Consider the following 21500-nt stretch of genomic DNA (forward strand, 5'->3'; position numbering starts at 1 on the left):
CCGTGCATGCACCCATGATCCAGTCATCGTGTCGCTAAACTCGCGACAGGGGCCCTTTCCCGGATTCATGATGAGGACGATCCATGACATCCCGCTCGACGCCGCAACGATCCGTGATCGCCACCGCGATCTTCGACCTGCTCGACCCGGTGCCCTATGGCGCCTTCGTGATGGCGCTGATCTTCGATGCCACGTATGCATCGACGGCGGAGATCCTCTGGGTCAAGGCCGCCGCATGGCTCATCACCCTCGGCTTGTTCTTCGCGATCGTGCCGAGGCTGATCAACCTGGTGCAGACATGGGGGCCATCGCGATATGGCAGCAGGGCCGCGTTCTGGCTCAACTTGTTCGCCATCGTGGCGGCAGTAGTGAATGCGCTGGTGCACACCCGCGATGCCTATGCCGCGGCACCTCAGAACGTGTGGCTTTCCGCGGTGACCGTGGCATTGCTGTTCGCGGCGGCCATCACCGAGACGGTACGCAAGTCATCGCGAAAGGAGGTTCCCCATGCATAACGCCCGACGTTACGGCGTAGCGGTGCTTGTCATGGCGGTGTTCGCCTCGGGCTGCGGACACCGCAGTGCGATCGATCCCTCGGAGCAGATGGGCGCCGATCCGAAGCTGCCCGCGGCGCAGGATTTTCTGCTGCCTCCCATGCAGGTGCCCAAGGGCGTGGGCTGGAAAGACGGCGAGGCACCCACCGTGGCGCAGGGCCTGAAAATCGAGAAGATCGCCTCGGGCCTCATGCATCCGCGGCAACTGTATACCTTGCCCAATGGCGACGTACTGGTGGTCGAATCCAATGGCCCGGGCACCGAGCCTACCACCACACCGAAGCAGCTCATCGGCGCGCTCGTGAAGTCGGATTCGGGCAAGGGCGGAAAGGGCGGCAACCGGATCACCCTGCTGCGCCGATCGGGCGACGGGCAGTGGGAGAAGCATCCCTTCCTCGAACACCTCGATTCGCCTTTCGGGGTGCAGCTGATCGGCAATACGCTGTATGTAGCCAACACCGGCAACATCATGAAATACCGCTACGTGGAGGGGGACACCCGCATCACCGATCCCGGTAGCGAATTCACCGACCTGCCCGACACCATCAACCATCACTGGACCAAGTCGCTGCTGGCGAGCCCGGATGGCACGAAACTGTACGTGGGCGTCGGTTCCAACAGCAACATCGGCGAGAACGGCCTGGCAGTGGAATACCGGCGCGCTGCGGTGCTGGAAGTCGATGTGGCATCCGGTGCCAGCCGCGTGTACGCCTCGGGCCTGCGCAATCCCACGGGCCTGCAATGGGAGCCGAAGACGGGCAAGCTGTGGGCCATCGTCAACGAACGGGACGAGATCGGCGCCGACCTCGTGCCCGATTACATGACAGCGGTGCAGGAGGGAGGCTTCTACGGCTGGCCCTATAGCTACTTCGGCCAGCACGAAGATCGTCGGGTGAAACCCCAGCGCCCCGACCTCGTTGCCCGGGCCATCAAGCCGGACTATGCGCTGACGTCGCATGTGGCGCCGCTGGGCCTGTTCTTCTATCAGGGCGACAACCTGCCGGAGGCTTATCGAGGTGGTGCCTTCATTGCCGAACACGGCAGCTGGAACCGTTCGCCGCTGAGCGGCTATGCGGTGGTCTATGTTGCCTTCCAGGACGGCAAGCCGGTCGGCAGGATGCAACCGGTCGTCACGGGTTTCGTCTCGGCGGACGAAAAACTGCTTCACGGCGCTCCTGTAGGCATGGCGCAGGACAAGCAGGGCGGCTTGCTCATCGCCGATGATGTCGGCAACACGATCTGGCGGGTTACTGCGGCGTCGCCTTGATTGACGGAGCGTCCTTACCGGCAGGGCACCCGTCGTTCCAGCATGGCGGGAATATCCGTGAACGAGCGGGCGATCGAAGAGGCTGGCTGCGAGGAAGGCGCCTGCCCGTAACCCCATGAGGCGAACAGGCAGGGAATGCCATAGCCCGTCGCCGCCGCCACGTCCACGGCGTTGTCGCCGATCATGGCGGCGGGCAATCCTCCCAGTCCGCCAAGGCGCAGCGTCTGTTCGATATGGCGTGGGTCAGGCTTTGGCCAGGCGATCGTGTCGCCCCCGCAGACCACGTCGAAATATCCCAGCACTTCCAGGCCGCCTAGAATGCTCAGGGCAGCGTCTTCGGCCTTGTTGGTGCACACGGCCAGGCGCCAGCCTTCCTGCGCCAGGGTGGCGAGCGTGGTGGCAACGCCCGGATACAGTCGGGTACCCGTGAGCGGATCGAGGCCGTAATCGTGGATGAAATGGCGGATATCGTCGTCGGAGGGTTGCACGCCGCGAAAACGGCATGCGCGGCGGGCGAGCATTTCCAGGCCATGGCCCAGGAAGGCGGCTACCTCGCGACACACCAGGGGCGGCGCGCGCAGGCTGCGCAGCAGGCGATTCACGGCCAGCGTCATGCCTTCGACGGAATCGACAAGCGTTCCGTCCAGGTCGAATACGGCCACGCGGTCGGTATCCAGGATGAAGGCCTGGACGGTATCAGGCGGAGTGAAGCGGGGCGATGTCATGGGATGTGCTCGGGGCTCTGGAATGCCTCCATTCAAGCGCTGCCGGCATTCGGTTTCATTGCACCCTCTTGAGGTTTACATTAGCCATGGACTAATGGAGTGCGGCCATGGAATTACGACACCTGAGATACTTCATCGCCGCTGCGGAAGAACTCCACTTCGCACGTGCTGCCGAGCGGCTGGATATCGCTGCGCCCACGCTTACGGTGCAAATCCAGGAGCTGGAGCGCGACCTGCATGCCCGGCTGTTCCTGCGTTCGCGCAGTGGCGTGTCGTTGACCCCCGCCGGAGAGGCCTTTCTTGAAGAAGCACGCCTCACCGTTGCGCAGTTCGAGCGGGCGCGCAGCGTCGGGTTGCGGGCAGGGCGAGGCGAAGTGGGCCGCATCGAAATCGGTTACGTGGGCTCGGCGGCTTTCGCAGGCGTGTTGCAATCGCAGGTGCAGCGCTTTCGCGATGCGTCGCCGGAGGTGGCTATCGTCGCGGCGGAACGTCCCATGGACGACCTTCCCGGTTTACTGGAAGAAGGGGGCATCGACGTCGCATTCGTCAGGTTGCCCATGAGCCTGCCTGCGTCGCTTGCTTCGCATGTGCTGCTGAACGACGTCTTTTGCGCGGCACTGCCTTCGGCTCATGTGCTTGCCGGTGCATCGAGCCCGATACGCGCCAAGGCGCTGGCCGGCGAGACCTTCATCGGCCCCGAGCAGGCCCTGGGTACCCATGAAATCGGCAGGCGTGGGCGATTCACGCCGCGCATCGGCAAGGCGCCGGGCAGCCTCGTCGCCGTGCTGACCGAGGTCTCCCTGGGTGCGGGCGTTGCCATCGTGCCCAGCGTGCTGAAGGATGTCGTGAGCCTGCCTGGCGTGCGATTCAAGGCGCTGGCCGGCAAGCCGGTGTCATCCACGGTGGCCGCGGTGTTCCGGCGCCATGAACGATCGGCGGCGGTGAGCCGGTTTATCGCGCAGATTCGCGATACGCAGGCACTTTCCATCGTCTATCCGCTGCCGGAACGGTCGGGTCGAAGATAAGCCATGCCTGGCACGGTGTCATGCCCTTCGCGAAATATCCTGTGCAATCTTCGAAAATGCATGCAAGTGCGGCAAATCGCGTGGATCGGCAAAGCCCGGACCTGGGTCCTGTGTCCAAATAGACGTCCATAAACAATCCATGGCGATGCAGTGGTGAACGGTACGTCTTCTTCCTCGGCTCCGGTCGCCCTGCGCGACCGTATTGGCATGATCGATATCCTGCGTGGTATCGCCTTGCTCGGCATCCTGTTGATGAACATCGACGATTTCGCCGGTCCGGAAGGAGCCTTCCACGATTTTCCGCTGGGCCTTGCGCACCCCGCTTTCGTCGGCTGGCACGCGATGCTCGACAAGATCATCCTTGCCGTGAAGTGGACCTTCCTTGAGGGCAAGATGCGCGCCCTGTTCGGCCTGCTGTTCGGCGCAAGCACCATCCTTCTGCTGGAGCGCATCGAGCATCGGGCAGGGGCGGCGCGGGCTGCGGACATCTTCCATCGGCGCAACATGTGGCTTGTGCTATTCGGCCTCATCCACGGCCTGCTGATCTGGAATGGCGATATCCTGCTCACTTACGCGGTGATCGCCTTGCTTGTGCTGTATCCGCTGCGCGCCGTGCCACCGAAGCGCCTGCTCATCGGCGGCTTCGCGCTATGGTTGATCGGCGGTACGGTGGGTGTGAGCGGGTTCATGGAGATTCCATCCACGCTTGCCCAGCAGGCATTCCTCACGCAGGCACGTGAAACGGCGGCCTCCGGTGCCGCCCTCACCGAGGCGCAGCGCAGCGCATTGATCGACGAGAGCAAGGCGTGCAGCGCCGACGCCCCGGCCCTGGACGAAGCACTGCACGACGGGCGCAAGGGCTATCTGGACGCCGTTGCCGCCAACGCCCAGGGCTATCTCGCGTTCTACTGGAAGCAGTGGACGGGAGGCCTGATGCTTGAATACATCGGCTGCATGATTTTCGGCATGGGCTTGTTCCGCGTGGGGTTCCTCTCCGGCGCGCTGCCTTCTCGCGTCTACGGCCGGGTGGCGCTCGCAGGCTACGCCGTTGCGCTTCCGCTGAGCCTTGGCGGCCTCTGGTACGTCTTCGCGCATGACCTTTCCACGACGGCGCTGCTGGAGGCACTGTACTGCCCCTATACGATCCTGCAGATCAGCGCGACGCTGGCCAATGCGTCACTGCTGATCCTGCTTGTCCGCACGGGGCGGATGGCGCCCTTGCTCCGCTCGCTGGCCGCCGTGGGCCGCATGGCGATCACCAACTATCTGTTCACCAGCCTGCTGTGCTCTTTCGTCTTCAGCTGGGGGCCGTGGAAGCTTTACGGCACGCTGGAGTATTACCAGTACTTCTACGCAGTGGCCCTGGTGTGGGCGTTCAACCTGGTGTTCAGCCGCCTGTGGCTGCGCCACTTCGCGTTTGGTCCGGTTGAATGGCTCTGGCGTTCGCTGACCTACTGGACATGGCAGCCGCTGCTGCGTGCAGGTCAGTCCAGCCCTGTCTTGCCGGGTGCCCAGTAAGCCTTGTTGTGGAAGCGTCCCGCCGGGATGCCTTCGCCACGCAGTGCGCGTCGCATGTACTGGATGGAAGTGGATTTTCCCGTCAGCACGAACGACTGCCCGGGCTGGGTCTTGAGGCGATGCATTGCCCGGGCTTCCGCGGCGGGAAGGTGCGCATCGTCGGGGCAGCGCAGGTGGATGTCGACATGCTCCAGCCCCAGGGCCTGCATGATCTGTGGCAGGTCATCTGAGGGCGTCATTTCCAGGATGACGGAAGGATGGGCCAGTGTGGTCCGGAGCCCCATGAACGCGTATGCGAGGCCGAGGCTGGTTTCGTCGCCGAAGAGCAGGCTCGGTGACTCGACCGTGCGCAGGTCGATGGAGCGCCGGGGACCGAAGAGCACGCAGTCATCGCCGATCCGGGTTTCGCGTGCCCAGGTGGCACCCGGGCCTGCGCCGTGCAGGTAGGCGAGGATGCGTGTGCGGCCGCGTATCACGTCCCACTCGATGGGCGTGAAGGTTCGCTGTATCCAGCTGCCGAGCATGAGCTGCAGCTTGTCGCCGGGTGTCCAGTTCACCTGTTTCAGGGCTTCGCCGCCGAGGGTGATCAGGCGGAAGCGATCGCCGACGGGTTCGATTTCCAGCACGCGCGCATTGCGCGTGAACATTTTCTGGAACGCGGCTTCGAGCCTGCCGACCCGGGGAGCCGGGGTGGCGTGTGTGGGTTCGCGCATGGGTGGTGCCTTCGAGGATGCCGATATAGGGCAGCCTACGCATGCACGGGGAAAAGCGGTTGCGATAAGCGGCCAAATAATTTCGCGTTTGGGCCAAATGTTGCAAAACCCTGTAGGAGCGCGCCTTGCGCGCGACCGGTGTAGCCGGGCGGCACAAGTCTTCGACCGGTCGCGCGCAAGGCGCGCTCCTACAGGGGTTCTTGAGCCGGCGTCTGCCTGGCGCGCTCGATCATGATGGGCCAGTTGGGTGTCCGGGGCTGCCCGCGGATGAGGCGCAGTACCGGGAGTGGCCGCATGCCGAGTTCTTCGGTGGCGCGCGCCTCGACGACGTGTGGATCGGCGTAGGTCGCCTGTTCAAGCAGCAGGCGTCCGTACTCGTATTGCAATGCGTCGCGGTCCGATCGCAGGCGATTGAGCTGCATGGAGAGCGTGCGGGCCTGGTGCCTGTACCACACGACGCGGATACTTTCGGCAACATCGGCCAGCAACAACAGCACGAGCACGACGACAGTCGAGCGTCGTGCGACGGTTTTCCACGGATCGGACATGGGCAGGTGGCGCGCGTGGGCGCGCATGTAGCGGGGGACCTCCCGATGCTGGTGGCTGCACCTGCGCCTGACCTGCGGTTTTGCTGGCGTTCTGCGGGCACGGTGTTGCGTGTCATCACCGGAAAGGGCGCTTCAAGTGCGCCCTTTCCGCGCAATCATCAGGAATGCACGCGACGCCAGACGACCTCGCCGTGCGCGCCTTCCGCGGCACCGCTGGATGGCTTGGCCACCGTATAGGTCAGTTCGTCACCCTTGAGGGTATAGGTGGTATCACCGCCCTTGCCGTCCCAGTTGGGATACGACGCGCGCACGATCTGGCTGTGCATGACCATGGTGGCGGCATTGGCGCTGACATGGCCGAAATGGGCATTGCTGTCGAGCGAGGCGGCGCGGTATTCCTCCGGCGTGCCCTTGGATTTGTCGTTGGCCGCGAACGGCGTGCGACTGGCACGCACGATCTGCATCATGTAATCGCCCTGGGCATCGATCAGCCACATGCCTTCAGGATTCGGGCCGTAGAGTTCGACGCGGCGACCGTCGGGATAGACGTTGTCGCAACGTACCAGCGTCCATGCGCCCACCAGCTCCTTCGGCAGCATGGGCATGGGCATGGGCTTGGGCCCCATGGGCATCGTGGATCCCGTCATGGGGCTGGCGGCCATGGCGAGCGATGGGGCAAGCATAAGGGCGAGCAGGGTCGCCAGCAGGGGAAGGGTCGGGCGGGACATGGCGATACCTCGATGCGTGGTGGGTGGCCGTATCGTCTTGCCCGCAGGTTCTTTTGATAATGGGTCTGGCCCTGTATTGACCTTCAAGTATTCCTTGAAGATGATCCGCGCAGGGGTATGCCACCCCGGAAGAGGGGTCATGCACCGTCTCAACGATATGCAACTGCTCGTGGACGCCGCCGACCTGGGCAGCCTGTCGGCCGCCGGGCGTCGGGCCGGTTTGTCGCCGGCCGCCGCGAGCGCCTGCGTGCAGCGGATCGAAGCCTCGCTGGGGGCGCGACTGTTCGAGCGAACGACACGGCAGCTACGCCTGACGGACGAAGGGCGTCTCTACATCGCCTCGTGCCGCCAGGCGATCGATACGATGAAGGAGGCCGAGCAGGCCGTACGCCATGGCACGGAGCGGGTCAGTGGCACGCTCCGTGTGTCGGCTCCTTCGGATCTGGGCCGCAACCTGCTCGTGCACATCCTCGATCAATTCATGACACTGCATCCGGACGTGCGTATCGCACTGACGTTGTCGGATTCACTGTCGCGTTTCGTGCCTGATGAAGTCGATGTCGCCATTCGCGTCGGCAAGCTGGAAAGCGGCGAGATGGTGGCGCGACATCTCGCGGACAGCTGGCGCGTGGTCTGCGCGTCGCCTGCGTGTATCGCAGCCCATGGCATGCCATCGTCGCCGGATGAACTCGTGGATATGCCAACGCTGGTCATCACCACGAATGCGGGGCCGCGCGACCAGTGGCGGCTGGGCGATACCGTGGTGCAGGTGCGCCGGTATCACCAGAGCACGGACAGCGAGGTGGTGCGCACCTGGGCCGTGCTTGGCAAGGGTTTCGCGTACCGGCAGTTGTGGGCGGTGGCGAAGGATGTCGACGAAGGACGGCTCGTGCTGGTCAACGCACCGACGTGGTCCGCGCCTGCGCCCATTCATGCGCTTTATCATCCCAACGTATTCCAGCCGCCGCGCGTGCGTCGCTTCGTGGATTTCCTGCACGCCGACATGGCGAAGCGGTTGCCGGCGGGCCACGCGAAAGGGTATCCGGCGGCCCGCTGACAGGGCGGCCATCGCCTGTGGCATGGGAGAACGCAGGTTCCTGGAGGGCGCGATTTCACACGACGATGGCCAGTCGGGGTGTCATCTGCTGTCGCGTTATCCTTCGTCCGCTGCGGGCGTGTCATCATCCGCGGACCAGGAGTGTGCCAGGGGGCACGGAGGGCTTCAGGCCGTATGACAGACTCACATGCCACGCCGCCTGCCGAGGGAAGCGAGGGAACGCCCGTTCCAGGCACGCTCCCAGGTCATCTCTCGGGTAGCGACATGCAGTTTCGCATCCTCGTCGAGGGTGTGGCGGACTATGCGATCTACATGATCGACCCCTCAGGGCATGTGGCGAGCTGGAACTCGGGGGCGCAGCGGATCAAGGGCTATATGCCCGCCGAAATCATCGGCAGCCATTACCGTCGTTTCTATACCCCTGAAGACCAGGACGCCGGGGAGCCCGAACGCAATCTGCAAAAGGCCGTGCTCTACGGTCGTGTCGAGGCCGAAGGCTGGCGCGTGCGCAAGGATGGCACCCGGTTCTGGGCCCACGTCATCATCGATCGTATCCAGGACGCGGACGGGCACCTGATCGGTTTTGCCAAAGTCACCCGCGACGTCACCGAGCAGCGCACCGCGGCACTTGAGCTGGAAGAGGCCAGGATGGCGCTGTTCCAGGCCCAGAAGATGGAAGCGATGGGCCAGCTTACCGGTGGTGTCGCACACGATTTCAATAACCTGCTGATGGCAATCCAGAGTGCGCTGGACCTGCTCGGCCGCCGTCTTCCGGATGACGAGCGCACCCAGGCTATCTACGCCGCGGCGCTGGCTGGCGTGCAACGGGGGGCCAGCCTCACCCAGCGCATGCTGGCCTTTGCACGGCGGCAGGAGCTGCGGCCGCAGAAGGTCGATCTTGCCGGGCTGATGCGAGGCATGTCGCGACTGTTCGACCATACACTGGGCGAACGCTTCCAGCTTGCCGTCCGCATATCGCCGACGCTTGGTCCGATGCTTGTCGATCCGCACCAGCTGGAACTGGCGTTGCTCAACCTCATCGTCAACGCTCGTGATGCGTATGGCGATCAGGGAGGGCGTATCACCATCGAAGCCGACATGGTCGAGTCATTGCGAAGCGAACTGCCGCTGGCGGGCGACCGGCGCTATGTGCGCGTATCGGTGATCGACCAGGGGCAGGGCATGGACGCGGAAACGCTCGCGCGGGCTACCGATCCGTTTTTCACCACCAAGGGCGTCGGCAAGGGTACGGGCCTGGGGCTGTCGATGGTGCATGGCCTGGCGGCCCAGTCGCAGGGCCGGCTGGTCCTGCACAGCCGGCCTGGTGAAGGCACGCGCGCCGATCTGTGGCTGCCGGTAGCGGATGAGCGCGACGTGGCGGCGGTCGCGGAAGCGCCCCTGACGCTGCCCGTGGCAGCCGCCGCTATGTCGTTGCATGTACTGGCCGTCGATGACGATCCCCTCGTGCTGACCACCCTGGCCGCCCTGCTGGAAGATCTCGGTCATACCGTGACCACGGTGGCTTCCGCGACGCAGGCCCTGGACGTGCTGAGGTCCGGTGACGCTTGCGATGTACTGATGACGGATTACGCGATGCCACATATGACCGGCAGCGAGCTGGCGGCCGAAGTGCGCAGGCTTCGCCCGGCATTGCCGATCATCCTTGCGACCGCCTATGCCGAAGTACCCGTGACCGGATTCGATAACCTGCTGCGGCTCAACAAACCGTTTGACCGCGCACATCTTGCGTCGGTGCTTGGACGCATCGGCGGGGACTGAATCCCGCCGCGCAGTTCAACCTGCGCGACGGAGCACGTCATCCACCCAGCGGTGCACATCGCCGGGAACGGGCGTCTCGCTCGTAAACAGGATGCGGTAGAGCAGGGGCGAGATGACGTGCTCGATCACATCCAGCGTGGGCGCGACAGCCTCGCCACGTTCGCGGGCGCGCGCGGCAATGATGTCGATCTGCTGCGCGTTGAATTCCGCACATTTGCAGGCATTGACCGCGATGCCCGTGGACAGCACGTCGCGCAGCAGTTTCCGGCCGGGCTCGGAGGTCATCTCGTCGAGGTATTGCTCCAGCCAGGCTTCCAGGTCGCCCCGGTAGGACCCCGTGTCGCCCGGGGACGTCTCGGGGCGCAACTGCTCTACGGCAACATCGGCGAGAAGCTGGGCCAGGTCGCCCCAGCGCCGGTAGATGGTCGACGGCGTGACACCCGCACGGGACGCGATGGCAGGGACGGTGAGGGTGTCACGCGATGCCTCGTCCTGCTGAAGGTCGCGGACGGCCTGGTGGACTGCCGCCTGGACGCGGGCGCTGCGGCCGCCGGGGCGCAGCTGGGGCTGGGGTGTGGTGCTCATGGGCGCATTGTATCACCAGCTAAAGCAAAGTATTTGCGTTAATGGAAATTCGGAGTAGGCTAACGCACATTCTTAGCTTTTACTGGCTATCCCCATGAGCACCCCTGCCATACCGGCTTCGCGCCGGTCTCTCGCGATCCATTCGGCCACACTGATCGCCTTCCTTGCGGCATCGGGAGCGCCTACGCCTTTGTATCGGCTGTACCAGGCCCAGTGGCATTTCAGCCCGACCCTGCTCACGACGATCTTTGCCGTGTATGCCTTTGCCCTGCTGCTCACGCTGCTGTTTGCCGGACGCCTGTCCGATCACCTGGGCCGGCGTCCCGTGATCGCCCTGGCCATCGGACTGGAAATGCTGTCGCTGCTGTCTTTCCTGCTGGCCGATGGCCCCGCATGGCTGGTGGTGGCCCGACTGGTCCAGGGTATCGCGACGGGTCTTGCCACGGCGGCCATCGGCGCGGCGATGCTCGACATTGACCGTGAGCACGGCGCCACCGTCAACAGCATCGCGCCGCTCATCGGCCTTGCGGTGGGCGCCCTGGGCAGCACGTCGCTGGTGGTGCTGGCGCCGTCGCCACTGCATACGGTGTTCATCGTGCTGGGCCTGCTGTTCGCCATCGGCTTCGTGATGACCTGGACCACGCCGGAAACCTCCGGCGGACGCCCCGGAGCGCTGGCCAGTCTTCGCCCGAGCGTTGCCGTGCCGCCGCATGCACGCGGCGCACTGCTCGCCGTGACGCCGCTCAACGTGGCGGTATGGATGCTGGGTGGTTTCTACCTGTCGCTGATGCCGTCGCTGGTCGCGCAGACCACGCATTCCACGTCGCCCTGGCTTGGTGGTCTTACCGTGTCGGCCCTGACGTTCACCGGGTCCATGGCCGTGCTGGCCGCCATGCGCGTGACCGCCTACAGGGCGCTACTGTCCGGCGCATCGCTGTTGATCGTTGGCCTGGTGATGATCCTGGTGGCTACGCGTTTTGGTTCGGGCCTGTGGCTGGTGGTGGGTTCGATCATCGGCGGCGGCGGGTTTGGTGCTTCGTTCCTCGGTTCGGTGCGCGCCGTGCTGCCCCTGGCGGAAGCGAGCGACCGCACGCGGCTCATGGCGGTGTTCTACATTGAAAGCTACCTGGCGCTAAGCGTGCCGACCATCGCGATAGGGTGCGTCGCGCAACACTATGGCCTGCTCCTGGCCATCGATATCTACGCCGCGATCATCCTCGTGCTCGCGCTGGCTGCGGTGGGCTGGATCGTCTCCCGCGCCCACCATGTTCGCGCGCCTTCGCCCATGCCTGTCGGAGGCTGAGCCGCGGGCGTTGCGTTCCTGCGAGCGCTCCCTAGAATCGGGTGGACCGACAGGAAGCGTTTGCAGGACAGCCCATGGAAAACGATTCAGGCAAGCCTTCGCCGCCGGCAGGCGAGGTACTCACCGCGATGTCGATGACGTGGTACCGGATGGATATCCGGCGCCGGATGATGCGTCACAAGCAGGCCATCGTGGCGGCGCTGTTGCTGGCGCTACCGAGCCTGGCGGCTTTCGTGATGCCCATGGTCGCGCTTTTCGATGCGCCAGGCGGCAAGGCAGCCCTGCTCACGGCGGTGGGACTTGCCCTCGTATCGGCGGGCTGGGCCGCGTTGCAGCGTGATGCGCTTGCGTTTTCACCTGCAATGCCTTTTCTTGCCAGCCTGCCCCTGTCTCGTGGGGCGGTCTTGCGTCGCGATCTTCTTGTCCTGGGTGCAGCATCGGCACCTTTCTATCTGTTTCTCATCGTAGCGTACCTGTTGTCCGGGGCGTTACAGGATGCCTTGTTCAAGGGTGCGCTTCTTGTCGCGTTGATCGCGACGTTCCTGGCCGCTCAACTGGCATGGACGCGGCGGCGTCCCTTGTGGTGCGCCGTTGCGGTCGCGCTGTCCGGGACCGCCGTGGGCATACATCACACTGGCGTCGCTTTATCGGCGCTGGTCGGTGCGCTTTTGGTGCTTCATCTTCTTCCGCAGCAGCGTCCATGGTCCACCGCGGACTATCGACTTGCCCGATACGGCCTGCGACCAGCGGGCTTTGGGTGGATCGGTCTCTACGCGCGCATTCTGCTGAACTATGCGCATGGATCGTACCGTTCGACGTGTGTTCTGGTTGGATCGCTTGCGCTGGTGACGGCGTTTTTCTTGTGGCGCAGCAACGGTGACGGCATCTGGCAAATCGGACTGCTTGGTGGTTTCTGCGTGGTCGCGACGAGCGTGTTCGGCATGGGGTATTCCCATATCCGCAAATCACGTGATGCCTACGCCGTGGCCCTCTCGGCACTGCCCGTCCACGCTGCACGACAGGCTCTTGCAATCGTCGTCGCCGTGGAATGGCCAGCCGTCACCCTCTCGTGTGCGCTCGGCGTGTTCGCCTGGCCCCGGGTATGGATGATCGTGGCGATCGCCCTGCTGGCAGGTGCACTGTCGGCGATGCAGTACCTGCTTCACCTGAAGAGTCCGGGGGATGCCGTGGCAGTGTCTCTTGGGGCCGGTATCCTCGTTGTGTGGGGCATCGTGGAGATAGCCGGAAGAATGGGTTTGGCATGAACGAATCACTTCGGATCGACCGACTCGGTATCGCCTTCCGTGGCAAGGTCGTCTTCGACGGGCTCAGCCATGTCTTTCCTGTTGGCTGCCATCTGATCCAGGGGGCCAACGGCACGGGAAAGTCGAGCCTGCTTGGCGCCATGGCAGGGCATGTGCCTTATACGGGACGTATCGCGATAGATGGTCATGACCTGGCCCACGACGGTGAGAAAGCACGCCGTTCATTGGCCTACGTGCCCGACGAGCCCACGTTCTATCCGTTTGTGACCGGCCGGGCTTTCGTGGATTTCGTGCTGCGAACGCATCGGCGTTCGGTGATATCCGAGAAACGCTGCTTCGATGACATGGTAGGGCGGCTGGGCTTGCGCGAGCATCTCGATACGCGGTTTGGCGAGGCTTCGCTCGGTACACGCAGGAAATTCTTCCTGCTGGCTGCCTTTCTCCTGTCGCCAGGGGTGATCCTGCTGGACGAGCCCTTCAACGGCCTCGACGCGGCGGCGGCCGAAGAGGTGCTTGGATGGCTGCACGACGCGGCGCAAATGCAGACGATCCTCCTGACCTGCCATCAGCTGCCTTCGCAGGCAGTACTCGAAGCCTCGCGGTGGATTCTGGGCCAGATACCGCATACCACGCTTGCCGTTTCATGACGGGACGAGGGTAAATCGGCAAGTAATGCGCCAGGTGTTTGGAGTAAGCTCGCCCTGCGAACTCACTGGATGGCGGAGGGTGCGTGAACGAGTCCGACCGGCTGGCGCAGCTGCACGCCATGCGCGTGCTGGATACGCCCCAGGAAGAGGCCTTCGACGCCATCGTGTCGGCGGCCGCGGCGCTTGCCGAAACCCCTATTTCACTTCTGACCCTGCTGGACGAGACCCGGCAGTGGTTCAAGGCCAATGTCGGCCTGGAAGGCGTCAGCGAAACACCGCGCGCCTATGCGTTCTGCGAGGCGGTCGTCTCCACGGGTACGCCGCTCGAAGTCCCCGATGCGCTGGCCGACCGTCGTTTCTCGGACAATCCGCTGGTGCGCGGCACGCCCCACATTCGCTCCTACGCAGGCTTTCCCGTGGTGGGCCTGGAGGGTGCCACGCTGGGTGCGCTGTGCGTCATCGACCGGCATCCCCACGAGCTGGCGCCCGACCAGCGGTCGGCCCTGTCGCATCTGGCAAGGGCAGCTTCCGTGATGCTGCGGCAGCGCCTCACGATGCTCCAGTCGCAGGATGCCCATCGCGCGGATGCGGAAGAGGCCACGCGCCTGGCCAGCGTGGCAACCCAGCTGGGCGAAGAGTTGCGCGAGAGCCAGCAGTTCCTGCAACGCACGGGTCGTATCGCGGGCGTGGGCGGCTGGGAACTGGACCTTTGCAGGCAGCGCATCCGCTGGTCGGACCAGGTGCGGCGCATTCACGGTTTGCCCGAGGGCTATGAGCCTACGCTGGACGAAGCGTTGTCGTTCTACGAGCCGGAGGGCAGGGCGCAGATCCTTGCCGCGGTGGATCGTGCGGTCAACGAAGGCATTCCCTATGACCTCGAAGTACCTTTCCGCAGCGCGACCGGCAAGCGCATATGGGTGCGCACGGTCGGCGAAGTGGAGATGGAAAACGGCGAGCCCGCGCGACTGGCCGGCGCCTTCCAGGATGTGAGCGAGCGGCATCGTGCGGTCGAGGCGCTGGAATCCAGCGAGCGGCGTTTCCGCCAGCTTTTCCAGTATTCACTCGGGCTGATCTGCACGCACGACCTGGATGGCTTTCTTCTCGCGGTGAATCCTGCGGCGGCCACCTCGCTGGGCTTCGAGTTGTCGACCATCCTCGGACGCAATCTCGGCGAATTCATGCCGACCCGGCGCAGGGCCGAGCTGCCTATCTATCTCAAGCGAGTGAGGGAAGAGCGCATCGCCGTAGGCGTGCTCGAACTGGTGGGCGCGGATGGACAGCTGCGTTACTGGCGCTACCAGAACATCCTGAGCGAAGACGCCGACGGTCCCTACGTGCTGGGGCATGCCCAGGATGTGACGGAGCAGCATCGCTACCAGCGCATGTTGCTGGACTGGTCCACGCGCGATCCGCTGACCCAGGCTCAGAACCGGCGTTATCTGGCGACACTGGAACGAAAGGCCGCCGAGAGCGTCGGCTGGGGCTGTGTCGTGGTTGACCTTGACCACTTCAAGCAGGTCAACGACACGCAGGGTCACCAGCGTGGCGATGAGATCCTCGTGTCGGTGACACGCTACCTGGAGCGCTGCTGCCATCCTGAAGACGTGGTGGTGCGCATGGGCGGTGACGAGTTTCTCGTGGTCATCCACGATCCGACGAGGGTGCGGGGTGTCGCCGCACGAATCACTGCCGGACAACAGGATGCAGGTATCGGGCTGAGCGTTGGCAGCGCTATTGCGCAGCCGGGCGACGCGGTGGATACCGTCATCGCCCGGGCCGATGAAGCGCTGTATACCGAACGGACCATCCGGCGGCGGCCACGCGGTTGAGCAACCCTACAGCGCACCCTGTCCGCGATCTTCAACGAGCTTGAGCAAGGGCGCGGTGCGCTGCATGTTTTCCGGCTGCATGCGCTCCCACAGGCTGCCCTTGCCGAGCTGACGGCCTTGTTCGTCCTGTCTGCGCAACCATTGCTCCACGGTTTTGATGCGGCCGGGATGAATCTCGTCGAGCAAGGCGTAGTCGCGGGTGATGACCTGGTGCTTCCACAGGTTCCAGAACCCGGTGAAGTTGTCGCGGAAACTCATGGTGCTCTTGTCAGTGGGATCGGCGTTATAGCCGGCAGGTCGCCCGGCGGAAGCCCTCAGTGGGCCGTTCCAGTAGGTTTCCAGGTCCGTATCGATGTAGCGTGCAGGATGCCCGGTGACCTTCTCGAACGCGGCCGCCAGCTGTGCGTAAGCCACCTGTTCGATGGCCACTTCAAGGTTCATGCCGTTGGCGCGTTCGGGATGATCGAAAAGCCAGCGTGCGTAATGACCGCAGTCTTCCAGGGCCACGTGCGGAACGGCGCCCTCGCCCAAAGGCACCCGCCAGGTCAGCACGCCGTCTTCCAGCGCGGGGCTCATCGGCGTCATGGGCCAGATGGCCATTTCCATGTAGGGACCCGTGGTGAACACCGCCGCGCCCATGCGATCGCGGTTCACCTGGTTCTGGAACAGAATCCATTCCCCGATACGACCCTTGCCGTCGTAGTGGCCCGTGCGGAAGCGGGAGTCGTAACCCGCCTTTTTCAGGCCATAGTCCAGGTTGCCATACACCAAGAAGCGAACCCCTTCTTCGAGCGCGATTTCGTAACTGCGGATGGCCCAGTACATCTCGTTCTTCTCGCCGGCATTGAAACCGTCGATGTTCACGAAGGCCACGTCGCAATGGCGAAAGCCCTCGCGCAGCACCGCTTCGTCCGCGAACGTACCCTTGAGGATCGACACGTTGCCCAGTGCCAGCAGTTCCTTCGCGCGTCTTGAATCGGGATCGCGACTCAGGGCGCGCACCGTGTAGCGGCCGTCAGCGACGAGGGCACGGATCACAGGCAGGCCCTGGGCACCGGTGCCACCGATGACGAAAACCCGAGAGGGGGAGAGGGTGGACATGGTGCGGCTCCGGTATTACTCCAATAATAAGAGTTACGATAATCCTGGCTGGAGCAGGTGTGCAAGTGCCCGTGCGTGCTCGATATGGCGATACGAGCGCGTCACTCCTATCATGGGAGTCATAAGTACCGGCCACCGCCGGCCATCTGGCAGGAGAGGCGATGCGATCCAAGGGTTTCGAAGGCATGGTCTGCCCCATAGCAGGTGTCATGGCGGCCATCGGCGACCGCTGGGGTCTGCTGATCCTGCGCGACCTGGTCTTCGGGCTGAGCCGCTACGACGACTTCCGCCGCTCGTCCGGCGTAACCAACACCACGTTGAGCGATCGCCTGAAACAGCTGGAGGCCGCCGGCCTGATCGGGCGCCGCCCCTACCAGACGGCGCCCGAGCGTTTCGAATACTTCCTGACGGAACGGGGCCGGAAGATTGCCCCCCTCATGCCGGTGCTGGCGCAGCTCGGCGATGCGCTGGGCGTCTCCGGTGCCCCGGCATCGCCGCTTCAGTTCGTGAACCGGCAGAGCGGCGTCCCGGTGACCTGGGGCTTCGTGGACGCTGACTCGGGGAAGGCACTGGATGCGGCGGAGATCGCCATGCAGGAAGGCCCGGGCGCCGACGAGCTCATGCGCTGGAGGCTGTCGCGCAAAGCAGAAGCCAGCAAATAGGGCCGCCAGGCCCGGGGCTTGGATTTACAGGTGATCGCTACGATCTAGCATGGATTCCGACGAATCCAGGTACCCACGCCATGCCCCGCAAGCTCAAGATCGACTTCGTCTCCGACATCGCCTGCCCCTGGTGCGCCATCGGCCTGGGTGGTCTCGAAGAGGCCCTGACACGTCTCCAGGACGTGGTGGAACCCGAGATCGCCTTTCATCCGTTTGAGCTGAATCCGGATATGGCGGCCGGTGGCGAGAACACGCTGGAGCATATCGTGCGCAAGTACGGCATCTCCGCCGACGAGGCGCGGAACAATCGCGAACGCATCAAGGCGCGTGCGGCGGATGTCGGCTTCACCATGAACACCTCCGACGACAGTCGCATCTACAACACGTTCGACGGACATCGCCTGCTCGCATGGGCGAAGGTCGAGGGCCGGCAGCATGAACTCAAGCGCCAGTTGCTCGCGTTGAACTTCACCGAGCAGGCCGATCCGGGCGACCGTGATCGTCTGGTCGCTGCCGCCGAGAAGGCCGGGCTCGATCCCGTGGCGGCGCGTGACGTGCTCGATAGCGGCCGTTACGCCGACGACGTGCGCAAGGAAGAACTGCACTGGCGGCAGATGGGCATCAACAGCGTGCCGGCCGTGGTCGTCAATGATCGTTACCTGATTTCCGGTGGCCAGCCACCCGAGGAATTCGAGCGGCAGCTGCGCCATATCGCCCAGCAGGACTGAACCCGCTCAGGTCGCGTCGGCTTGCTTCGCCGGCGCGACACGGGAGCGGCGCAGGCTTCCCCGCGCGAACCAGACCACGACCAGCGGCATCAGCGCGAGAGGCAGGTTGCTCGGACCCGGTGCCCATATGGCCAGCACGAAGGCCAGCGCCGCCATGCAGGGCAGCGCGAGCGTCCTTCGCCGCATCATGGCGACGTCGTTATCATTGGCTTCTTCGCGCAGATAGGGCGCGCGCAGGGCACTGCGGAACAGGCGGTATTGCAGCAGGCCGGCGACGAACAGGTTCAGCGCATAGAACATTTCCGGGATGCGCTCGTTCGAGTGCGTGCTCATGAGTGCCGACGAGAACGGCATGAATGCTACGGACATGAGCAGGGCGAGGTTGCGCCATACCAGCGACGGATGGAATCCGCGCAGCATGCCGAACACACGGTGATGCGCAGCCCAGAGTGCCCCCACCACGATGAAGCTCAGCACGAAGCCGAAAAAATGCGGCAGCAGTTCGACCAGCGCATGCAGCCATGCGGCATCGTCGCGGCCTTCCGGCTGCGGCACGTGAATCTCGATGACCAGCAGCGTGATGGCAATGGCGAACACGGCGTCTGAGAAGAACGTCAGGCGTTCCAGTTGCTGTTCCTGCACTTGCGACATGATCGGCTCCCCCACCGTGGTGTCGAAACGCGATGATCGCCCATGGCTTCCCGTTCAGGCAACGGGTCCGGTGCCGGGGTGCGCCTGGCGAACGGCTCGGCGGCGACCGATACCTGATCCGTGAAACCGGTCACGTTGCGTGGCTGATGTGATGCATACGGCACAGACGCGTGGATAGGCATGGGGGATTCTCGGGGTGCTCCACGCATCCGCTCTGGCCGGGCCGATGGCCTGTCGCCAGGGCGGTCACCGTCATCCATCAGGAAGATCATGCATATGACCCAACGGGCAGTTCGTCCGGCGCTTCTCGCCGCTTCCATGTTCCTTGCCATCGGTGCAGACGCCCATGCGTCCACGCGCGATGTCGACAGCGTGATGCCGCGGATCGGCATCACACGCCAGGCCGATGTCACCACGGCTTCGGCGCGCATCGCCACGTCCGATTTCCGCCAGTTCCGCTCGGTGCAGCAGACGCGGAGTTTCGATGCCGTGAAGCGCGACAATCCGGCGATCAAGGCATCACGGGCGGAATTCGCCCGCATGCAGGCGTACCTGGCCAATACGTATGAAGGCCTCACGGTCACCAGTACCTTCACGGCCGGCGACCAGGTGTTCGACTGCATTCCGGTGGACCAGCAGCCGTCGTTGCGTGATGGCAGCCATCTGATCGCCCCGCCCGCCGGTGCGAAGACCAGCAATGGCAGTACGTCGTCGCGCCGCTGTGCGGCTGGCAACGTGCCGTTCCGTCGCGTGGATATCGACCAGATCGCCGCGCATGCGACGCTGGAAGACTTCCTGGCCAAACCGCAGGCCACGGCGTCGAACACGCACTACTACTCGCATGTGGCACAGATCACGCCGACCAATATCTACGGCGGCGGTGCCGGCCTGAACCTGTGGAAGCCTGCCGCCGACAACCGCACGATGTCGCTGATCCAGATCTGGGTGACCGGCCAGGGCAGCAGCGGCGTGCAGACGGCCGAAGGTGGCTGGCAGGTGCAGCCGGGTGCGTGGGGCACCACGTCGCCGACGGTGTTCGAATACTGGACGGCTGACGGCTACCAGTCGACCGGCTGCTACAACCTGGGCTGCTCGGGCTTCGTGCAGTACGCGAACGATTTCTCGCTGGGCACGGCCATTCCGTCGGACCGCTACAGCGTGGCAAACGGCACGCAAACCATCATGACGGTGCAGTGGCAGCGCGTGGACAGCGACCAGGTCTGGTGGCTGGTGGTCGATGGCGAGTACGTGGGTTACCTCCCGGCATCGCTCTACGGCCAGGGCAACATGGGCGTGAACAATGGCCTGCGTCGCATGGACGCCGGTGGCGAGATCGCCCGTGACGGCCTGCCTTCGGCGGCCATGGGCAGCGGCCAGTTCGCGGAAACCGGCTATCGCCACGCCGCCTTCGTCACCAACGAGTATTCCCTCGACAGTGGCTGGAACCAGCATCCGGTGAATCTCGCCGCGCGGGATACCTGGCTCAATGCCACGCCCAGCTGCTACACGCTGTCGCTCATTGGCGTGACCCCGGGCCAGCTCGGCCAGTCGCTGCCGGCCGGCGTATCCACCACCCCGACGCTCCAGCCGGGCATGTCGGGCACCAGCTTCTACCTGGGTGGTCCGGGCACGGCCAACGCACAGTGCAAGGCCGCCTATCCGGGCTGATTCACGCTCTGCGGACGAAAAGCCCGGGCGGCGCCATGCCGCCCGGGCTTTCTGAACGGATGGAACGACCCACGCTCAAGCACCCGGCGGGGGTGTCGATAATGTGATCTACATCACACTTTTGGGGTGGCAATGATCGGGCGTTGGTTCTCAGGTCGCCGTGCGACCGAAGCAGTAGTGCCGGTGGACATCGAAGCCATGGAGCAGGCGCTGGAGCGAGCCTCGGACACGGCGCGGCTGGAGGCGATCGATCGTGCGCAGGCCATCATCGAGTTCGAACTGGATGGGACGATCCTCGCGGCCAACCAGAACTTCCTCGATGCCATGGGCTATGCCGCGGACCAGGTGATCGGTGCGCATCACCGCATGTTCGTCGAGCGCGAGGAGGCATCCTCGGCCGCCTATGCGGACTTCTGGAAGCGGTTACAGGCCGGTGAATTGCAGGGCGGGCTCTTTCGCCGCGTCGGCGCAGGGGGCAAGGAGGTCTGGATACAGGCCACCTACAACCCGGTGCTTGATCGTGACGGCACGCCGCTGAAGGTGATCAAGTACGCCACCGATATCACGGCGCAGACGCTGGCCGCGCGCGTGCTCCAGGCCGAAGTGGGGGCCCTGGCCGATGCGGTCTCCGGGAATTGCCGCGAAGCCCAGCAGGGCGAGCGGCTGGCCATCGAGGCGCGAAGCAAGGCGGCCGATGGACGCAACGCAGCGATGGACGCCATGCGCACCATGGAAGGCATCCGCCAGGATACCCAGTCCATGGGCGGCATCCTGGAAACGATCGATGCGATTGCCTTTCAGACCAACCTGCTTGCGCTCAATGCGGCCATCGAGGCTGCGAGGGCAGGGGAAGCGGGGCGTGGCTTTGCCGTTGTCGCGGCGGAAGTCCGGCAACTCGCCGCCCGCAGCGCAGCCGCCTCACGCGAGATACGGACGCTCATCCGGGAAGCCCAGTCCACGGTGGACGAGGGCGTGGCGAAGGTGAACCACGCCGCCTCCGTGATGGGCGTGCTGGACGAATCTGTCGGCGAACTCGGCGAGGTCGCACGACAGGTTTCCGTCACGGCACGCGCCCAGGCTTCGGGCATCGACCGCGTGCACGCGGCGGCCGCCGAACTGGACAGGGTCTACGACCGCCGTTGAATGA

At 64.5% G+C, this 21500-nt stretch carries 21 protein-coding genes; 14 read left to right on the forward strand and 7 right to left on the reverse strand.

Annotation, left to right across the window (positions count from 1 at the left end):
- Positions 1-83: 83 nt before the first annotated feature.
- Both HBF25_RS13715 and HBF25_RS13720 read left to right on the forward strand, forming a co-directional pair.
- Positions 84-515 carry a DUF2231 domain-containing protein gene (locus HBF25_RS13715; RefSeq protein WP_243853232.1) on the forward strand — a complete coding sequence of 144 codons (432 nt, stop codon included), beginning with the start codon at positions 84-86 and terminating at the stop codon, positions 513-515.
- The gene (locus HBF25_RS13720) at positions 508-1821 is read left to right on the forward strand and encodes a PQQ-dependent sugar dehydrogenase (protein WP_243853233.1); all 1314 of its coding nucleotides are present in this window, start codon (positions 508-510) and stop codon (positions 1819-1821) included. The genes HBF25_RS13715 and HBF25_RS13720 overlap by 8 nt, the downstream gene beginning before the upstream one ends.
- Before the next feature lie 14 nt (positions 1822-1835).
- Here HBF25_RS13720 and HBF25_RS13725 read toward each other — a convergent pair whose 3' ends face one another.
- A complete protein-coding gene (locus tag HBF25_RS13725; RefSeq protein WP_166949318.1) occupies positions 1836-2546 on the reverse strand; it encodes an HAD hydrolase-like protein in 711 nt (236 codons plus the stop codon).
- A gap of 107 nt (positions 2547-2653) precedes the next feature.
- Between HBF25_RS13725 and HBF25_RS13730 the strand changes: the two genes are divergently transcribed.
- The gene (locus HBF25_RS13730) at positions 2654-3571 is read left to right on the forward strand and encodes a LysR family transcriptional regulator (RefSeq protein ID WP_166949320.1); all 918 of its coding nucleotides are present in this window, start codon (positions 2654-2656) and stop codon (positions 3569-3571) included.
- Positions 3572-3724: 153 nt separating this feature from the next.
- Positions 3725-5089: a DUF418 domain-containing protein gene (locus HBF25_RS22560; protein ID WP_166949322.1), complete on the forward strand. Its 1365-nt coding sequence runs from the start codon at positions 3725-3727 to the stop codon at positions 5087-5089.
- On the opposite strand, the gene HBF25_RS13740 is transcribed toward HBF25_RS22560, so the two are convergent.
- From HBF25_RS13740 to HBF25_RS13750, 3 genes are all read right to left on the reverse strand, one after another.
- The gene (locus HBF25_RS13740; protein WP_208392579.1) at positions 5056-5802 is read right to left on the reverse strand and encodes a siderophore-interacting protein; all 747 of its coding nucleotides are present in this window, start codon (positions 5800-5802) and stop codon (positions 5056-5058) included. The genes HBF25_RS22560 and HBF25_RS13740 overlap by 34 nt on opposite strands.
- Before the next feature lie 188 nt (positions 5803-5990).
- A complete protein-coding gene (gene ftsL, locus HBF25_RS13745; protein ID WP_243853234.1) occupies positions 5991-6377 on the reverse strand; it encodes a cell division protein FtsL in 387 nt (128 codons plus the stop codon).
- Positions 6378-6508: 131 nt separating this feature from the next.
- On the reverse strand, positions 6509-7078 hold the full coding sequence (locus tag HBF25_RS13750; RefSeq protein ID WP_166949324.1) for a lipocalin-like domain-containing protein: 570 nt from the start codon (positions 7076-7078) through the stop codon (positions 6509-6511).
- Positions 7079-7217: 139 nt separating this feature from the next.
- Here HBF25_RS13750 and HBF25_RS13755 point away from each other — a divergent pair, with 139 nt between their 5' ends.
- The gene (locus HBF25_RS13755; RefSeq protein ID WP_166949326.1) at positions 7218-8135 is read left to right on the forward strand and encodes a LysR family transcriptional regulator; all 918 of its coding nucleotides are present in this window, start codon (positions 7218-7220) and stop codon (positions 8133-8135) included.
- 264 nt (positions 8136-8399) lie between these two features.
- The gene (locus tag HBF25_RS13760) at positions 8400-9914 is read left to right on the forward strand and encodes a PAS domain-containing sensor histidine kinase (protein ID WP_166949328.1); all 1515 of its coding nucleotides are present in this window, start codon (positions 8400-8402) and stop codon (positions 9912-9914) included.
- A gap of 15 nt (positions 9915-9929) precedes the next feature.
- On the opposite strand, the gene HBF25_RS13765 is transcribed toward HBF25_RS13760, so the two are convergent.
- Positions 9930-10499 carry a TetR/AcrR family transcriptional regulator gene (locus tag HBF25_RS13765; protein ID WP_166949330.1) on the reverse strand — a complete coding sequence of 190 codons (570 nt, stop codon included), beginning with the start codon at positions 10497-10499 and terminating at the stop codon, positions 9930-9932.
- 94 nt (positions 10500-10593) lie between these two features.
- Here HBF25_RS13765 and HBF25_RS13770 point away from each other — a divergent pair, with 94 nt between their 5' ends.
- The 4 genes from HBF25_RS13770 (at position 10594) to HBF25_RS13785 (ending at position 15543) form a co-directional block, all read left to right on the forward strand.
- Positions 10594-11802 (forward strand): MFS transporter, encoded by a 1209-nt coding sequence (locus HBF25_RS13770; protein WP_166949332.1) that lies wholly within the window; start codon positions 10594-10596, stop codon positions 11800-11802.
- Between the two features lie 149 nt (positions 11803-11951).
- Positions 11952-13067 (forward strand): hypothetical protein, encoded by a 1116-nt coding sequence (locus tag HBF25_RS13775; protein ID WP_166949334.1) that lies wholly within the window; start codon positions 11952-11954, stop codon positions 13065-13067.
- A complete protein-coding gene (locus tag HBF25_RS13780) occupies positions 13064-13714 on the forward strand; it encodes an ATP-binding cassette domain-containing protein (protein ID WP_166949336.1) in 651 nt (216 codons plus the stop codon). Before HBF25_RS13775 ends, HBF25_RS13780 begins: the two co-directional genes overlap by 4 nt.
- 83 nt (positions 13715-13797) lie before the next feature.
- Positions 13798-15543, forward strand: a complete 1746-nt coding sequence (locus tag HBF25_RS13785) for a sensor domain-containing diguanylate cyclase (RefSeq protein ID WP_425483493.1) — start codon at positions 13798-13800, stop codon at positions 15541-15543.
- Positions 15544-15549: 6 nt separating this feature from the next.
- Here HBF25_RS13785 and HBF25_RS13790 read toward each other — a convergent pair whose 3' ends face one another.
- Positions 15550-16644 (reverse strand): NmrA family NAD(P)-binding protein, encoded by a 1095-nt coding sequence (locus tag HBF25_RS13790; protein ID WP_166949337.1) that lies wholly within the window; start codon positions 16642-16644, stop codon positions 15550-15552.
- 161 nt (positions 16645-16805) lie between these two features.
- Here HBF25_RS13790 and HBF25_RS13795 point away from each other — a divergent pair, with 161 nt between their 5' ends.
- Together HBF25_RS13795 and HBF25_RS13800 are read left to right on the forward strand one after the other, a co-directional pair.
- On the forward strand, positions 16806-17306 hold the full coding sequence (locus HBF25_RS13795; RefSeq protein WP_166949339.1) for a winged helix-turn-helix transcriptional regulator: 501 nt from the start codon (positions 16806-16808) through the stop codon (positions 17304-17306).
- 80 nt (positions 17307-17386) lie between these two features.
- On the forward strand, positions 17387-18034 hold the full coding sequence (locus HBF25_RS13800) for a DsbA family oxidoreductase (RefSeq protein WP_166949340.1): 648 nt from the start codon (positions 17387-17389) through the stop codon (positions 18032-18034).
- A 6-nt stretch (positions 18035-18040) separates the two neighbouring features.
- On the opposite strand, the gene HBF25_RS13805 is transcribed toward HBF25_RS13800, so the two are convergent.
- Positions 18041-18685 carry a TMEM175 family protein gene (locus tag HBF25_RS13805; RefSeq protein WP_166949342.1) on the reverse strand — a complete coding sequence of 215 codons (645 nt, stop codon included), beginning with the start codon at positions 18683-18685 and terminating at the stop codon, positions 18041-18043.
- A 270-nt stretch (positions 18686-18955) separates the two neighbouring features.
- Between HBF25_RS13805 and HBF25_RS13810 the strand changes: the two genes are divergently transcribed.
- Both HBF25_RS13810 and HBF25_RS22435 read left to right on the forward strand, forming a co-directional pair.
- Entirely contained in the window at positions 18956-20353 is a 1398-nt protein-coding gene (locus HBF25_RS13810; RefSeq protein ID WP_166949344.1) for a neprosin family prolyl endopeptidase, read from the forward strand.
- A 183-nt stretch (positions 20354-20536) separates the two neighbouring features.
- A complete protein-coding gene (locus HBF25_RS22435; RefSeq protein ID WP_341778081.1) occupies positions 20537-21496 on the forward strand; it encodes a methyl-accepting chemotaxis protein in 960 nt (319 codons plus the stop codon).
- Positions 21497-21500 lie beyond the last annotated feature (4 nt).

The organism is Luteibacter anthropi, from assembly GCF_011759365.1.
In the GTDB taxonomy this organism is placed as follows: Bacteria; Pseudomonadota; Gammaproteobacteria; order Xanthomonadales; family Rhodanobacteraceae; genus Luteibacter; species Luteibacter anthropi.

Coding starts and splice junctions, on each gene's coding strand:
- HBF25_RS13780 (WP_166949336.1), top strand. CDS start 13,064: ATGAACGAATCACTTCGGATCGACCGACTCGGTATCGCCTTCCGTGGC.
- ftsL (WP_243853234.1), bottom strand. CDS start 6,377: ATGCGCGCCCACGCGCGCCACCTGCCCATGTCCGATCCGTGGAAAACC.
- HBF25_RS13800 (WP_166949340.1), top strand. CDS start 17,387: ATGCCCCGCAAGCTCAAGATCGACTTCGTCTCCGACATCGCCTGCCCC.
- HBF25_RS13790 (WP_166949337.1), bottom strand. CDS start 16,644: ATGTCCACCCTCTCCCCCTCTCGGGTTTTCGTCATCGGTGGCACCGGT.
- HBF25_RS13805 (WP_166949342.1), bottom strand. CDS start 18,685: ATGTCGCAAGTGCAGGAACAGCAACTGGAACGCCTGACGTTCTTCTCA.
- HBF25_RS13770 (WP_166949332.1), top strand. CDS start 10,594: ATGAGCACCCCTGCCATACCGGCTTCGCGCCGGTCTCTCGCGATCCAT.
- HBF25_RS13755 (WP_166949326.1), top strand. CDS start 7,218: ATGCACCGTCTCAACGATATGCAACTGCTCGTGGACGCCGCCGACCTG.
- HBF25_RS13810 (WP_166949344.1), top strand. CDS start 18,956: ATGCATATGACCCAACGGGCAGTTCGTCCGGCGCTTCTCGCCGCTTCC.
- HBF25_RS13765 (WP_166949330.1), bottom strand. CDS start 10,499: ATGAGCACCACACCCCAGCCCCAGCTGCGCCCCGGCGGCCGCAGCGCC.
- HBF25_RS13730 (WP_166949320.1), top strand. CDS start 2,654: ATGGAATTACGACACCTGAGATACTTCATCGCCGCTGCGGAAGAACTC.
- HBF25_RS13760 (WP_166949328.1), top strand. CDS start 8,400: ATGCAGTTTCGCATCCTCGTCGAGGGTGTGGCGGACTATGCGATCTAC.
- HBF25_RS13715 (WP_243853232.1), top strand. CDS start 84: ATGACATCCCGCTCGACGCCGCAACGATCCGTGATCGCCACCGCGATC.
- HBF25_RS13725 (WP_166949318.1), bottom strand. CDS start 2,546: ATGACATCGCCCCGCTTCACTCCGCCTGATACCGTCCAGGCCTTCATC.
- HBF25_RS13775 (WP_166949334.1), top strand. CDS start 11,952: ATGGATATCCGGCGCCGGATGATGCGTCACAAGCAGGCCATCGTGGCG.
- HBF25_RS13795 (WP_166949339.1), top strand. CDS start 16,806: ATGCGATCCAAGGGTTTCGAAGGCATGGTCTGCCCCATAGCAGGTGTC.
- HBF25_RS13720 (WP_243853233.1), top strand. CDS start 508: ATGCATAACGCCCGACGTTACGGCGTAGCGGTGCTTGTCATGGCGGTG.
- HBF25_RS13750 (WP_166949324.1), bottom strand. CDS start 7,078: ATGTCCCGCCCGACCCTTCCCCTGCTGGCGACCCTGCTCGCCCTTATG.
- HBF25_RS13740 (WP_208392579.1), bottom strand. CDS start 5,802: ATGCGCGAACCCACACACGCCACCCCGGCTCCCCGGGTCGGCAGGCTC.